Here is a 14,269-nt window from a genome sequence, read left to right as displayed (position 1 = left end):
TACCTCTTTTAGACTTACATCTGTTCTTTTAACTTCTCAGCTTGATCAGTTGTTATAAGAGCATCTATCATCTCATCTAAATCCCCATCTAAGAAATTAGTCATTTTGTGGACTGTTTGATTTATTCTATGGTCTGTAATTCTACCTTGTGGATAATTATAAGTTCTAATCCTTTCCGATCTATCTCCTGTACCTACTTGACCTTTTCGCTCCTCAGCTATTTCAGCAGCTTGATCACTTTGTATCTTGTCATATAATCTAGTTTTAAGAATCTTCATTGCCTTATCTTTATTTTTAGTTTGGCTCTTTTCATCTTGACAAGAAACTACTAACCCTGTAGGTATATGTGTTATTCTAATAGCAGAATCTGTAGTGTTTACATGCTGTCCACCAGCTCCAGAGGCTCTATAGGTATCTATCTTTAAATCCTTCATGTTTATTTCCAAATCTAAGTCCTCTGCTTCTGGAAGTACTGCAACTGTAGAAGTAGATGTATGAATTCTACCGCTTGACTCTGTATCTGGGACCCTTTGTACCCTATGAACTCCCGACTCATACTTTAATCTACTATATGCTCCTTTACCTTTAATCATAAAGATAACCTCTTTAAATCCACCAATTCCAATTTCATTAGTACTCATTATTTCTGTTCTCCAGTTATTTCTTTCAGCATATCTAGAGTACATTCTAAATAATACCCCTGAGAAGAGAGCAGCCTCATCTCCACCTGCTCCTGCTCTTATTTCTACTATAACATTCTTATGATCATTGGGATCTTTTGGGATAAGCAATACTTTAAGCTCTTCTTCTAAAGCTTCTTTAGTCTCTTCTAATCCCTTTACTTCTTCTTTTACCATTTCCTTCATATCTTCATCTAATTTTTCATATAAAAGTACCTTTGCATCTTCTAATTCTTCATTGTTTTTAGTATATTCTCTATACTTAAGTACTATAGGCTCAACATCGGCATGTTCTTTCATAACACTTTGCCATTCTTGTAAATTATTTATTAAATCTGGATCCATCATTCTCTCTGTTAGTTCTTTATATTTTTTTTCAATAAAATCTAATTTTTCTATCATATTTTCACCTCTTTTAATTTATTCCAATCTTATTTAAAACTATAGATCCTATAGCTCCTGTTAAAATTAAATATATTGGATTTACCTTTAAAAACACTATTATTAATGTTGCAACAAATGCTACAACTAAGCCTTTGAGGTGAATCCTAGATCTATAACTTATTTTATATACTGCAGAAAATATAAGGGCTACAACTGCTGGTCGTACACCTAAAAATATTTTTTCTAATATGAGATTATCACTAAATTTAGAAAAACAAGCTGCTATTAAAAGTATTATTATAAATGATGGCAATACAGCTCCTAAGGTACACACTAAAGCTCCTTTAATACCTTTTATCCTATAACCTACAAATATACTTGTATTAACAGCTATAGGTCCCGGAGAAGATTGAGCTATAGATATAGTATCTAAAAAGTCTTCTTCACATATCCAATTCCTTTTTTCAACTATTTCTTCCTGAATAATAGGGATCATAGCAAATCCTCCACCAAATGTAAAAGCTCCTATTTTAAAAAATGTTATAAACATCTGCCATAACATATAATCTCTCCCTCTCAATAAAGGATAAATCCTAAAAATCCTGCCATTATTATACCTATTATAGGACTAAGTTTTTTAAAAGACACTAAATAAAAAACCCCTAATCCTATAAAAACTGACTTAAAATCTACAAAACTAGTCTTTGCAACAGTTATCCCTGCTGCAGCTATAAGTCCCAATACTACAGGTCTTATACCCATAAATATCATATTTACATAGGGGGAATTTTTAAATCTATTTAAAAAGATAAATATTAAACTTATCACTATAAAAGAAGGTAAGATAACTGAAATAGTGGCAATAACAGATCCTAATATCCCTGCTACTTTATACCCTAAAAATGTAGCTGAGTTAACAGCTATGGGCCCTGGAGTCATTTCAGATATTGCAAATATATCTATGAACTCTGTAGGACTCATCCAAGCATGAGTATTTATAACTTCCTTCTCAAGTAATGGAAGCATGGCATAACCTCCGCCAAAACTAAAAGCTCCTATTTTAAAAAAAGATATAAATAGTTGTAAATAAATCATAGCTAATCTTCCCCTTGATCTAAAATGCCAAATACAACTCTATCATGGCCTTGTAAATCCTTCAAAATATTAATTTCTAAAAATCTTCCATTTTTTAATATTTTCTTTACCTCTTTCCCTTGATTATAACCAATTTCATATATTAAGACTCCCATATTTTTTAAATAGTCTTTTGAGTCCATTGTAATTTTTCTATAGAAATCTAACCCATCTACTCCTCCATCTAAGGCTTTTAGAGGTTCAAAGTCTTTTACATCTCTTTGCAAAGTATCTATATCCCTTTCCCTTATATATGGAGGATTTGAAACTATTATATCAAATTTTATAGAAAGATTTCCATTATCTAAAGCTTGAAATAAATCACCTTGTAAAAACCTTACATTGTCAGCCTCTAATCTATTCTTGTTTTCCTTAGCTACTTTTATAGCTAAAGGATCTATATCTATGCCATAGACTTCTGCCCAGGGTAAAAACTTTCCTAAACTTAAAGAAATTGCCCCACTTCCAGTGCCTATATCTAAAATCTTTACGTCTTTATCCTTATAATTCTCCTTCACATAATCTATAACATACTCTACCATTATTTCTGTATCAGGTCTAGGTATAAGGACTCCTTCTTCTATATAAAAATCCAATCCCATAAACTCTCTATAGCCTAATAAATAAGCTATCGGATAGTTTTTGCTCCGCTTTTCCATTTTCTTTAAAAATTCATCTTTCACCCATTTTTCTACTTCTTCATCTCCATGAGTATAGATATAGATTTTATCTACCTTTAATATATGGGATAAAACTAGTATAGACTCTAAAAGAGGGTTCGAATATTCAACCCCCTCGATCAGAGTCATACCAATTTTTAACAATTCGTTTATTACCACGCATCTTCCTCCCTGTTAGAAGGAATAACAGCTTTTAAAGCTTCTATACCTACTTCTATTTGTGAGTCATCTGGTTCTCTTACAGTAGCTATCTTTTGTATCATAAGACCTGGATAGGATAAGAAATAACAAAATCTTGAGTCACTCCTACCTATAATTCTATTTACCTCATAGGATATTCCTGCAATTACTGGAAACATGATTATCCTAACTAATACCCTTTGCAAGGGATTTGGCCAACCAAAAAAAGATAAAACTACTATACTTATAATCATAACCATAAATAAAAAGCTAGTTCCACATCTCCCATGGAGTATTGGAAATTTCTTTACATTTTTCACAGTAAGCTCTTTTCCATTTTCATAACAATGTATGGATTTATGCTCTGCTCCATGGTATTGAAATACTCTTTTTATATCTTCTAATTTAGATATCCAAATTACATAGATTAAAAATATAAGAACTCTAAATATACCTTCTATTAAATTTAATATTAAAGTGCTGTCTATAAATTTCTTAAATAAGCTAGTTACTAAGCTTGGAAGTATCATAAATATCCCTAAGGACACTACGACAGAAAATATAACTGCTAGGACCATCTCAATATCCTGAGCCTTATCCTTAAACACCTTCTCTAAAAAAGTTTCTTTTTTACTTTCCTCTTCTTCAAAGAATTCTGCAGAGTACATAAGAGCCTTTGTTCCGATCATCATAGCTTCTATCAAAGCTATGATTCCTCTTAAAAATGGTAGTTTAAATATTTTATATCTCATAGCAAGAGTATTTAATTTATCAACCTTTAGCTCTATTTCACCATTTGGTTTTCTAACAGCTATAGAAATAAATTTGGGCCCTCTCATCATAACACCTTCTATAAGTGCTTGACCCCCTATGCTGGTTTTATGTTTAGGATTTAATTGTGAATTCTTTTTGTCCAAAAAAACACTTCCTTTTATTTATAACAAGTAATTTCCTACAAAAAAAGGTTAGATGCTCTTGCAACTAACCTAAATTTCGAAGAAACTAGTCTCTGTTGTATTTCTTCTTGAATTTTTCTACACGGCCACCACGCTCAGCAAATTTTTGCTTTCCTGTATAAAATGGATGACATTGAGAGCAAATTTCAACCTTTAATTCGTCTTTTGTAGAACCAGTCTTAAAGGTGTTTCCACAGGCACAAGTAACTGTAGCCTCTTTGTATTCTGGATGAATATCTTGCTTCATTTATTTCACCTCTTTCACCATAAGTATATATATCATATAGATATTTTCTTTTCAACCATTAAATTATAGCATAAAAGTTTTTTTATATCAACTAATTCAAAATTTTATTTCCTATCTTATCTATGAAGCTATCATTGTCTTTTGTCAACATAAGGTTTTTCAAAAGTGTTTCAGTTACCTCTTGATTGGAAGCATTTCCCATGGCTTTTCTCAGAGCCCAAATTGTATCCAATTCTTTTTTATTAAGTAATAATTCTTCTTTTCTAGTTCCAGATTTTGAAATATCCACAGCAGGGAAAATTCTCTTTTCGGATAACTTTCTATCTAAATGGACTTCCATATTTCCAGTTCCCTTAAATTCCTCAAATATTACATCATCCATCCTGCTTCCTGTATCTACTAAAGCAGTTCCTAATATAGTAAGACTTCCACCTTCTTCTAAATTTCTAGCTGCTCCAAAAAATCTCTTAGGTCTATATAAAGCTCCTGGGTCAAGTCCACCTGATAAAGTTCTCCCTGTTGCTGGAATGGTAAGATTATAAGCCCTAGCAAGCCTTGTAATACTATCTAATAGTATGACTACATCTTTTTTATGCTCTACAAGCCTTTTTGCTCTTTCTAAGACCATTTCTGCAACTTTTGTATGGTTTCTAGGCTCTTCATCAAAGGTTGAATAGATTACATCACCATTTACAGATCGCTTCATATCTGTAACTTCTTCAGGTCTTTCATCTATCAACAACACTATAATTTCCACTTCAGGATGGTTCCTAGATATTGCATTTGCAATAAGCTTTAAAAGTGATGTTTTACCAGCTTTAGGAGGGGATACTATTATCCCCCTCTGCCCTTTACCTATAGGAGCTATTAAATCTATCATTCTAGTTGCAAGTTTTTTAGAATCAGTCTCAAGCTCTAGCCTTTCATTAGGATAAAGGGGAGTTAATGAATCGAAATCTGGTCTCCTTGTTGCATTCTCTGGATCCATTCCATTTACAGCCTTTATATAAAGTAGTGCTTTAAACTTTTCACCAGACTTTGGTGGTCTTGTTACACCTAGTATTTTATCTCCAGTTCTAAGTCTAAATCTCCTAATTTGAGAAGGGGATATATATATATCATCATCCCCTGATTGATAATTGTTTTGCCTTAGGAATCCATATCCATCCATATGAATTTCTAGAATTCCCTCTGCCATATTTATATCTTCTAATTGTTCAATTTCCTCTGTAGCTTTATTAGATAAATCGCCTAAATCTATTTGAGATTTATCTAATTTAGTATTTTCTATGTTTTCTTCCTTATAGCCCTTTACAAGAACCTCTATTAGTTCATCTTTTTTATACTTGTAAGGTTTAGATATTTGATAAGCTTTAGCTATCTCCCTTAACTCCGAAATTTTTTTCTTTTTTAAGGTCTCTATATCCAAAACTTCACCACCTGTCTCTCTTATTTTGCATATTCTGGTTTTTTGTCTAATTGATGTGTTGCTTGTATGAATCTTACAGTTCCTGTTTCAGCTCTTAGTATAAGTGTGTGAGTAGTTGCTTTATTATTATCTAAATATTTGACTCCATCTAGTAATTCACCATATGACACTCCAGTCCCTGAAAATATTATTTCATCACCCTTTACTAGATCATCTGTAGTATATACTTTGTCTAAATCTGCACCCATTTCTTCACATCTTCTCTTTTGCTCATCAGTTACAGGAGCCATTACTCCTTGTAGCTCTCCACCTAGACATTTTAGTGCAGCTGCTGCAATAACTCCTTCTGGGGCTCCCCCAGTTCCCATTAGTATATCTACATTTGTATAGTCAAAACATGTAGATATTGCACCTAATACATCTCCATCACTTATCATCTTTATCCTAGCTCCAGCCTGTCTAATCTCAGCAACTAAATCCTTATGTCTAGGTCTGTCAATTACAACTACAGTTATATCTTCTACATCTTTCTTTAAGGCCTTTGCAACATTATTTATGTTTTCCTCAACTGTCGCATGAATATCTATGACACCTTTAGCCTTTGGACCTACTGCAATTTTTTTCATATAAGTATCTGGAGCATGAAGTAAACATCCTGATGGTGCAACTGCTATAACTGATATTGCATTTGGAAGCCCATTTGCAACAGATGTAGTACCATCTAGAGGGTCTACAGCTATATCTACTTTTAAATTTGATTTTCCTGGATTACCTATTTGCTCCCCTATATATAGCATAGGCGCTTCATCCATCTCTCCTTCACCAATCACCACTGTCCCATCTATATCTATAGTATCAAACATTCTTCTCATTGCATCTACTGCTAATTGATCTGCCAAGTTTTTATCTCCACGTCCTAGCATTCTACCACTTGCCAATGCTGCTGCCTCTGTTACTCTAGCTAAGTTAACAGGTAAATTTCTATCCACAAGATCACCTCATTTTAAATTTTATTAAAAAGCATAACAATTAACTTATAGAGCCTAGGCTCTATAAATTAATTTAGCACTATTTTACATTTTTCCAATCATTTAAAAACTTTTCTATACCAATATCTGTCAAGGGATGATTTAACATTTGAGAAAATACTTTGTATGGAATTGTTGCGATATGAGATCCTGCCTTCGCAGCATCTAATACATGAACTGGATGTCTAACACTTGCAGCTATTATTTCAGTATCAATATTGTGAATTTTAAAAACTTTAGCTATATCTTCTACAATATACAATCCTTCATTTCCAATATCATCTAGTCTTCCTATAAACGGACTTACATAGCTGGCTCCTGCTTTAGCTGCTAAAAGGGCTTGATTTGCTGAAAAAATTAGAGTTACATTTGTCTTTATTCCCTCTGAATTTAATACTTTTACAGCTTTTAAGCCTTCCTTTGTCATAGGAATCTTTATCACTATATTAGGGTGAATTTTAGCAAGCTCTCTAGCTTCTTCTAACATACCATCTGATTCAAGAGAAATCACTTCAGCACTGATAGGTCCATCTACTATATCTGTAATCTCTTTTACTACTTCTTTAAAATCCCTACCTTCTTTTGCTATTAAGCTTGGGTTTGTAGTTACTCCACATATTACTCCCCAATCATTTACTTCCCTTATCTCATCTAAATTCGCCGTATCAATAAAAAGTTTCATCTTCTCCTCCTTTAAGCTCTACCAGCAGAACCAAATATCTTCATTTTCTCCATTATTACTTTTTGCATAGAATCCCTTGCAGGTCCTAATATCTTTCTAGGATCAATTTGCTCTGGATTTTCTTTTAGATATTCTTTTACAGATGTGGAGAAAGCAATTCTTATATCCGTATCTATATTTATCTTTGAAATCCCTAGAGGAATTGCCTTCTTTAAACTTTCTTTAGGAACTCCACTAGAACCATGTAATACCAATGGAATATCAATAGTATTCCTAATAGCCTTTATCCTATTATAATCAAGTTTTGGCTCTCCTTTATATACTCCATGTGAAGTACCTACAGCTATAGCTAAGTAATCAACACCTGTTTCCTCAGCAAATCTCTTAGCTTCCTCTGGATCTGTGAATGTAGCATCTCTTTCACTTACAGTAATATCATCTTCAGTTCCACCAATTTTCCCTAATTCTGCCTCTACAGTTACCCCTACCATATGAGCAATTTCAACTACTCTTTTAGTAAAAGCAATATTTTCTTCTAAAGGAAATCTAGATCCATCTATCATTACTGAAGTAAATCCACTTTTGATACATTTAATAACTTGATCAAAATCAGTACCATGGTCTAAATGAAGAGCAACTGGAACTTTTGCATTTCTGGCGGCCATCTTTCCCATTTCAGCAATATATTCTATTCCTGCATATTTAAGTCCACCTTGACTTGCCTGTAATATAACTGGAGAATTTGCATCCTCTGCTGCCCTTATAATGGCCTGTATAATCTCCATATTGTTTACATTAAATGCTCCAACTGCATATCCATTTTTTTGAGCATCTAATAACAACTCCTTACCTGTCATCAACATAAGTTTCCCCTCCATATTTTACCCTGTTTTAAAACGAGTTCTTATTTATCTTATACCATTAATCATGATAATTATACCACTAGTATTGTAATTCTACAATTATTTTAAAATTAATTGTTACAAAATTGTAAGGCTATACATATCAAATTGTGTTAAAATAGGTAATATATGAATCTATAATTGCCAATATTTAATCATATTGTAACTCTTTTCAAAATTCTTTATGATATTATAAAATAACAAGACTTTTTAGGAGGTGAGTTTTCTTTGAATGATTTAATAGTATTAAAAAACTTAAGAAAAGTATACAGAATGGGAGAAGAAAAAATCGTAGCATTAAAGAATATAAATCTTAATATACAAGAACGTGAATTTATATGTCTTTTAGGTACTTCTGGTTCAGGAAAGAGTACCCTTTTAAATATGATGGCTGGTCTTGAAAAGCCTACTAGAGGGGAAATAATAATTAAGAATCACCATTTAGAAAAAATGAGCGAAAAAAAGGTAACCCAATTTAGGCAATTACATGTAGGATTTGTATTTCAATCATATAATCTTATCTCCACTTTATCTGCTTTAGAAAATGTAAGTTTAGGGCTGACATTTAAAGGAGTTCCTAGGGCTAAAAGAGAAAAAATGGCAAAAAAAATGCTTCAAAATGTAGGGCTTGGAAACAGGCTACATCATAAGCCTTCAGAGATGAGTGGTGGACAACAGCAAAGAGTTAGTATTGCAAGAGCCTTTGTGGGAGATCCTAAGATAGTATTTGCAGATGAACCTACTGGTAATCTAGATACAAATACTACCTTCGAAGTAATGGATCTAATCACAGGTATGGCTAGAGAGGCCAATCAAACACTTATAATAGTTACTCATGATACTGAGATATCTGACTATGCACATAGAATAGTCTACATAAGAGATGGTCTTATAGAAAAAATTGAAGAAAATGAAAACATAATCAAGGGGGAAATTGTTTAAGATGAAAAGATTTATATGTAGCATGCTAATAGTTTTAATGATTTTTACTATAATACCAAGTTTAGGATTTACTACAGAAATAGAAACAGAATTTTATCAACCTTCACTTAATATAAAAAATCAAGATATTCCCTCAATAAATCCAGATGATACTAAAACTATAAGATTCAGTCTAGAAAATACCGGAGAAGCTGAAGCACAAGATATAATTATGACCCCTATCTTTGGAGAGAACAGCCCATTTTCTACTAATAATTTCACTAATTCTATGTCAATTAAGGATATAGAAGAAGATGAAAAAGAAAGAATAAAATTTGAGATAAAAGCAGATTCAAAAGCAAAACCAGGGAATTATCCAATCACTTTAAAATTTGAATATAGATATACATCTGGATATGATAGAACATATAAAGCAAGTTACGAAGAAATCATCTATGTAGAAGTAAAGGATGGGACCATACAACCTCAGATTATAATATCAGATATCGTAACTTACCCTGATATTATCTATCCAGGTCAAGATGTAAGTCTAGATGTTTTCTTTGAAAACAAAGGTACTATAGATTCAGAAGATATAAAAGTTAGATTAGAAGGATTAAATAATAATGAATTTTTTATAGCATCTGGTTCAGATTTAGGATATATTAGAAAAGTTTCAGGTGGATTTTTACATGTAATTAGATTTGAATTGCAATCTTCTAAAAATATCAAACCAGGTACATATGAATTAAAAGCAATATTTAGTTATGATGGTAAAGAAGAACCACAAAAGATTTACCTCACTGTTGAAGATGATAAAGACCTGGGAGCTAATCTATCTATAGAAAATTTAGAATATCCTACGGAAAAGATTGTACCTAATAAAGATTTTATCCTCAAATTTGACTTAAAAAATAATAGTGATTTAAGTGCTTCTGATATAATAATAAAGGTGGACAGCCCAGATGAAGCAATAATTCCCAAATCTATAGGAATTAAAAAATTAAGTGATTTAGATCCCGAGTGTTCTGAATCATTTACATTTGTATTTAGTCCTACTGAGAATTCTATAACTAGATCTTATCCTATAAATATAAGTATAACCTATGAAGATGAGTTAAATCAAGGTGAAGAAAATAGAATAGAAGTCACTCAATATGTAGGTATAAATGCATTTAACCCTGATGATGACAAAAAAAGCACTCCAAAGCTTATTATAGATAAATATAGCTTTATGCCTACTTTAGTTAAGGCTGGCGAAGAGTTTACTATGAACCTTTCATTCTTTAATACAAATAGTACTAGAAGTGTAAAGAATATCAAGATATTTCTAACTGCTGATGAAATTCAAGATTCAGATACTGTTTCTACTGGAGGATCTGTATTTACACCTGTAAATACATCAAATACTTTTTATATAGATAGTATCCCTCCTAAAGGTAGAGTGGAAAAAAAGGTTACCATGTTTACAGTTCCAGATGCAAAAGCTAAAACATATACTATGACTGCAAATTTTGAATATGAAGATTCAGAGACAGAATCATTTACTGCAACTGAATTAATAGGTGTTCCAGTAGTTCAACAGTCAAAGTTAGATTTAGGGGAACTTGAATATATGCCTGAAGCATTTGTTGGTCAATCAACTCCAATATCCTTAGAATTTTACAATACAGGAAAAGTTCAACTATCTAATATGATGGTAAAATTAGAAGGAGATTTCCAAACAGAGAATGCTCAATACTATGTAGGTAATTTTGATAGTGGTAATAGTGAGTTCTTTGAGGGATATGTAATACCAAATGAACCAGGTACTCTAGAAGGAGATGTAGTATTTACCTATGAAGACTCCTCAGGTGAAGAGCAAGAGATAAGAAAAGAATTTAGTTTAAATGTAACAGATATGCCACCTATGGATGAAAATTTCCCTCCTGAAGATATGGAAGAAGGCCCTAAAGGTATAACAGGATTACTTAAAAGTCCATTTCTTTGGATAACTATAATCGCTGCAGCAATTATAACTGGCATAGTGATAAAAAAGAAAAAAAAGAAAAAAGAAGAGGAAATGGCATTAGATGAGTAGAATTGACCTAATCTTAATGGGAGCAAAAAACCTGTGGAGAAGAAAACTTAGAACCTTTCTAACAGTTTTAGGGGTAATAATTGGAGCCAGTTCAATTATTGTAATGCTCAGTATAGGTTTTGGCTTAAATCAATTTTTTGAAAATGAAATAGCTAGAATGGGAAGTTTAACCACTATAAATGTCCGTAAGTCATGGGGTGGAGATATGGGCCCCACAGGTGGTCCAAGCAAAAAAGTTGAAAAATTAGATAATAAGGCAGTAGAAAACTTGAAAAATCTTCCAAATGTGATGGCAGTAAGCCCTATGGTAGAAACTTATGGTAGCTTTATAAATGGTAAGTATATTGCAAATGCAAATATTAAAGGAATTGATCCAGATTCTATGGAAGACTTTGGATTTGAAGTACAAGAGGGGCGACTCTTAAACAGAAATGATAAATTAACTGCAGTATATGGTGCAGGCATAAAAGACTATTTCTATGATCCAAATGCCAGGGTTTGGAGAGAAATAGATATAGATCTTATGAAAGATAAAATAAGTCTTAACTTAAATCCAAACTATGGCTATGATATGCCTGGTCAAAAACCGCTGAATTATAAAGAATACAAGATAAAAGCTGCAGGAGTACTCGAAGAAGGTAATTGGGATAATATGTATAGTATATATATGCCAATTAGCGATGTCGAAGATATGATTAAGGAAAAAGAAAAGGTAGAAGATACTAAAGGTCAAAGTAAAAGAAAGTCCAAAGAATACAATAAAATTGATGTAAAAGTAAATGATCCTGAAAATGTACAAACAGTTCAAGATACTATAAAAGAAATGGGTTTTGATGCCTTTAGTCTAAATGATCAACTGGATTCAGTTAAAAGCCAAACTGCAGTGATTCAGGCAGTGCTTGGTGGAATAGGTGCGATTTCACTACTTGTAGCTGCTATTGGAATTACAAATACAATGATAATGAGTATATATGAAAGAACCAAAGAAATTGGAGTTATGAAAGTTATAGGAGCATCTCTAAAAGATATAAAGAGACTATTTTTATTTGAATCAGCTCTTATAGGACTATTAGGAGGAGTATTTGGAGTAGCATTTTCCTATCTACTCTCCTTTGGTATAAATCAATTTGGAGGACCATTTTTAGAAAGTATGGGTAGTAGCCCAGATGTAAAGTTATCTGTTATACCTATTTGGATAGTCTTTGCCTCTATGGCATTTTCAGCTGCAATAGGCATAATCTCAGGATATTTCCCTGCAAGACGTGCAATGAATCTATCAGCACTTGAAGCAATTAGAACTGAATAAATATAAAAAACCTTCCCAAATGGAAGGTTTTTTATATTTATTCTCCTTTTACTACTTTTACAAATTCCCTAAATACACAATGTGCATTTGTAGGTCTTGATTTAAACTCTGGATGGAAGTTTACTCCTATAAACCAAGGGTGATCTTTTAGTTCTACTATTTCAACTAATCTTTCATCTGGTGATATTCCAGATACCACAAGTCCCTTTTCTTGTAATCGCTGTCTATATTCATTGTTTAATTCATATTTGTGTCTATGTCTCTCATAGATTATTTCATCATTATATACATCCATTGCCAAAGTATTTTCTTCTATTTTACATGGGAAAAGCCCTTTTCTCATCTTTCCATTTGTAGCTTCTAAATCCTTTTGCTCAGGCATTAAATCAATTACTGGATATAGAGTATTTTTATTCCATTCAGTACTGTCTGCATCTTTCAAACCTAAAACATTTCTGGCAAATTCTATGACTGCAAGTTGCATACCCATTGAAATTCCTAAGAAAGGTACTTTATTTTCTCTTGCATATTTTATAGCCTTTATCTTTCCTTCTGCTTCTGTATCTCCAAATCCTCCAGGTACTAATATTCCCTCTACATCCTTCAATGTTTCATCTATATTGTCTGCATCTATATCCTTTGATTGAACCCATTTTATATTTACATCTACACCATTTTCAATTCCACCATGAATTAATGATTCTACTATGGAGATATAGGCATCTTTCAACTCTACATATTCACCTACTAGGGCAATATTTATTGAACCTTTTATATTATTTACTTTATCTAATAAGCTATTCCAATTGCTTAAATCTAATTCTTCACACTGTAAATTTAAATGGTCTATTACAAGTTTTGTTAATCCTTGTTTCTCTAGCATTATAGGCAATTCATAAATTGAATCTACATTTGAGTTTTCTATTACTTCAGATGGATCTAAATCACAAAATAGAGCTATTTTATCCTTTAATTCTTGCTCTAAATTTACATCCGTTCTACATATTAATATATCTGGTTGAATTCCAAGACTTCTCAATTCTTTTACACTGTGTTGAGTAGGTTTAGTCTTTAATTCTCCAGCTTTAGAAAGATAAGGAATCAAAGTAACATGGATATACATTACATTTTCCTTGCCTACATCATATTTTATCTGTCTTATAGCTTCTAAAAATGGTAGAGATTCTATATCTCCAACAGTTCCACCTATTTCTGTGATCACTACATCTACCTCTTTTTCTTTAGATGCTCTCATAAGTCTTTCTTTTATCTCATTTGTAATATGTGGTATTACTTGTACTGTCCTTCCTTCGTAGTCACCATTTCTCTCTTTATTTAACACTGTCCAATAGATTTTACCTGTAGTTACACTATTGTTTTTATTTAAGTTTATATCTATAAATCTTTCATAATGTCCAAGATCTAGATCTGTTTCCGCACCATCATCTGTAACAAATACTTCTCCATGTTGATATGGGCTCATAGCTCCTGGATCCACATTTATATATGGGTCAAACTTTTGAATTGTAACCTTTAATCCTCTGCTTTTTAAAAGCCTACCTAAACTTGCAGCTGTGATCCCTTTTCCTAGAGAAGATACCACTCCTCCTGTGACAAATATATATTTAGTTGGCATATCTTATCTCCTTTCATCAACTGT

The 14,269-nt window shown here is 32.2% G+C and carries 14 protein-coding genes; 3 read left to right on the top strand and 11 right to left on the bottom strand.

All coding sequences use genetic code 11. The features are described from left to right. Window positions 1-14: 14 nt before the first annotated feature. The 10 genes from prfA to AC4PG3_RS02900 all read right to left on the bottom strand — a co-directional run bounded on the left by prfA (window position 15) and on the right by AC4PG3_RS02900 (window position 8,263). On the bottom strand, window positions 15-1,082 hold the full coding sequence (gene prfA / locus AC4PG3_RS02945; protein WP_492197594.1) for a peptide chain release factor 1: 1,068 nt from the start codon (window positions 1,080-1,082) through the stop codon (window positions 15-17). Window positions 1,083-1,095: 13 nt separating this feature from the next. Continuing rightward, entirely contained in the window at window positions 1,096-1,626 is a 531-nt protein-coding gene (locus AC4PG3_RS02940) for a chromate transporter (protein WP_492197593.1), read from the bottom strand. A 14-nt stretch (window positions 1,627-1,640) separates the two neighbouring features. Further along, window positions 1,641-2,159 carry a chromate transporter gene (locus AC4PG3_RS02935; protein WP_492197592.1) on the bottom strand — a complete coding sequence of 173 codons (519 nt, stop codon included), beginning with the start codon at window positions 2,157-2,159 and terminating at the stop codon, window positions 1,641-1,643. A gap of 2 nt (window positions 2,160-2,161) precedes the next feature. Then, complete coding sequence (prmC, locus tag AC4PG3_RS02930; protein ID WP_492197591.1) at window positions 2,162-3,037, bottom strand: peptide chain release factor N(5)-glutamine methyltransferase; 876 nt, start codon at window positions 3,035-3,037, stop codon at window positions 2,162-2,164. Then, window positions 3,031-3,975: a DUF1385 domain-containing protein gene (locus AC4PG3_RS02925; RefSeq protein WP_492197590.1), complete on the bottom strand. Its 945-nt coding sequence runs from the start codon at window positions 3,973-3,975 to the stop codon at window positions 3,031-3,033. The genes prmC and AC4PG3_RS02925 overlap by 7 nt, the downstream gene beginning before the upstream one ends. An 85-nt stretch (window positions 3,976-4,060) precedes the next feature. Further along, on the bottom strand, window positions 4,061-4,261 hold the full coding sequence (gene rpmE, locus AC4PG3_RS02920; RefSeq protein ID WP_492197589.1) for a 50S ribosomal protein L31: 201 nt from the start codon (window positions 4,259-4,261) through the stop codon (window positions 4,061-4,063). Between the two features lie 91 nt (window positions 4,262-4,352). Next, entirely contained in the window at window positions 4,353-5,690 is a 1,338-nt protein-coding gene (gene rho, locus AC4PG3_RS02915) for a transcription termination factor Rho (protein WP_492197588.1), read from the bottom strand. Between the two features lie 20 nt (window positions 5,691-5,710). Then, complete coding sequence (gene glpX, locus AC4PG3_RS02910; RefSeq protein WP_492197587.1) at window positions 5,711-6,679, bottom strand: class II fructose-bisphosphatase; 969 nt, start codon at window positions 6,677-6,679, stop codon at window positions 5,711-5,713. Between the two features lie 79 nt (window positions 6,680-6,758). Next, window positions 6,759-7,400, bottom strand: coding sequence for a fructose-6-phosphate aldolase (gene fsa, locus AC4PG3_RS02905; RefSeq protein ID WP_492197586.1), 642 nt, complete (start codon window positions 7,398-7,400; stop codon window positions 6,759-6,761). A gap of 11 nt (window positions 7,401-7,411) precedes the next feature. Continuing rightward, a complete protein-coding gene (locus AC4PG3_RS02900) occupies window positions 7,412-8,263 on the bottom strand; it encodes a class II fructose-1,6-bisphosphate aldolase (RefSeq protein WP_492197585.1) in 852 nt (283 codons plus the stop codon). Window positions 8,264-8,530: 267 nt separating this feature from the next. On the opposite strand from AC4PG3_RS02900, the gene AC4PG3_RS02895 reads away from it, so the two are divergent. From AC4PG3_RS02895 to AC4PG3_RS02885, 3 genes are read left to right on the top strand one after another with little or no spacing between them, the layout of a single operon-like run. Beyond that, window positions 8,531-9,244, top strand: a complete 714-nt coding sequence (locus AC4PG3_RS02895; RefSeq protein ID WP_492197584.1) for an ABC transporter ATP-binding protein — start codon at window positions 8,531-8,533, stop codon at window positions 9,242-9,244. A gap of 1 nt (window position 9,245) precedes the next feature. Next, entirely contained in the window at window positions 9,246-11,303 is a 2,058-nt protein-coding gene (locus AC4PG3_RS02890; RefSeq protein WP_492197583.1) for a COG1361 S-layer family protein, read from the top strand. Continuing rightward, window positions 11,296-12,609, top strand: a complete 1,314-nt coding sequence (locus tag AC4PG3_RS02885; protein ID WP_492197582.1) for an ABC transporter permease — start codon at window positions 11,296-11,298, stop codon at window positions 12,607-12,609. The genes AC4PG3_RS02890 and AC4PG3_RS02885 overlap by 8 nt, the downstream gene beginning before the upstream one ends. A gap of 37 nt (window positions 12,610-12,646) precedes the next feature. Here the strand turns inward: AC4PG3_RS02885 and pyrG are convergent, their stop codons facing one another. After that, a complete protein-coding gene (pyrG, locus tag AC4PG3_RS02880; protein ID WP_492197581.1) occupies window positions 12,647-14,245 on the bottom strand; it encodes a CTP synthase in 1,599 nt (532 codons plus the stop codon). Window positions 14,246-14,269 lie beyond the last annotated feature (24 nt).

It is taken from the genome of Tissierella sp. QWL-11 (assembly GCF_058683765.1).
Note: the sequence above shows the minus strand (reverse complement) of the source record. Positions and strands in the feature narration are given on the sequence as shown.

Bases quoted from the DNA above. Each gene is read 5' to 3' on its own strand.
- prfA (WP_492197594.1), bottom strand. From the start codon at position 1,082: ATGATAGAAAAATTAGATTTTATTGAAAAAAAATATAAAGAACTAACA.
- AC4PG3_RS02940 (WP_492197593.1), bottom strand. From the start codon at position 1,626: ATGTTATGGCAGATGTTTATAACATTTTTTAAAATAGGAGCTTTTACA.
- AC4PG3_RS02935 (WP_492197592.1), bottom strand. From the start codon at position 2,159: ATGATTTATTTACAACTATTTATATCTTTTTTTAAAATAGGAGCTTTT.
- rpmE (WP_492197589.1), bottom strand. From the start codon at position 4,261: ATGAAGCAAGATATTCATCCAGAATACAAAGAGGCTACAGTTACTTGT.
- fsa (WP_492197586.1), bottom strand. From the start codon at position 7,400: ATGAAACTTTTTATTGATACGGCGAATTTAGATGAGATAAGGGAAGTA.
- AC4PG3_RS02900 (WP_492197585.1), bottom strand. From the start codon at position 8,263: ATGTTGATGACAGGTAAGGAGTTGTTATTAGATGCTCAAAAAAATGGA.
- AC4PG3_RS02890 (WP_492197583.1), top strand. From the start codon at position 9,246: ATGAAAAGATTTATATGTAGCATGCTAATAGTTTTAATGATTTTTACT.
- AC4PG3_RS02885 (WP_492197582.1), top strand. From the start codon at position 11,296: ATGAGTAGAATTGACCTAATCTTAATGGGAGCAAAAAACCTGTGGAGA.
- pyrG (WP_492197581.1), bottom strand. From the start codon at position 14,245: ATGCCAACTAAATATATATTTGTCACAGGAGGAGTGGTATCTTCTCTA.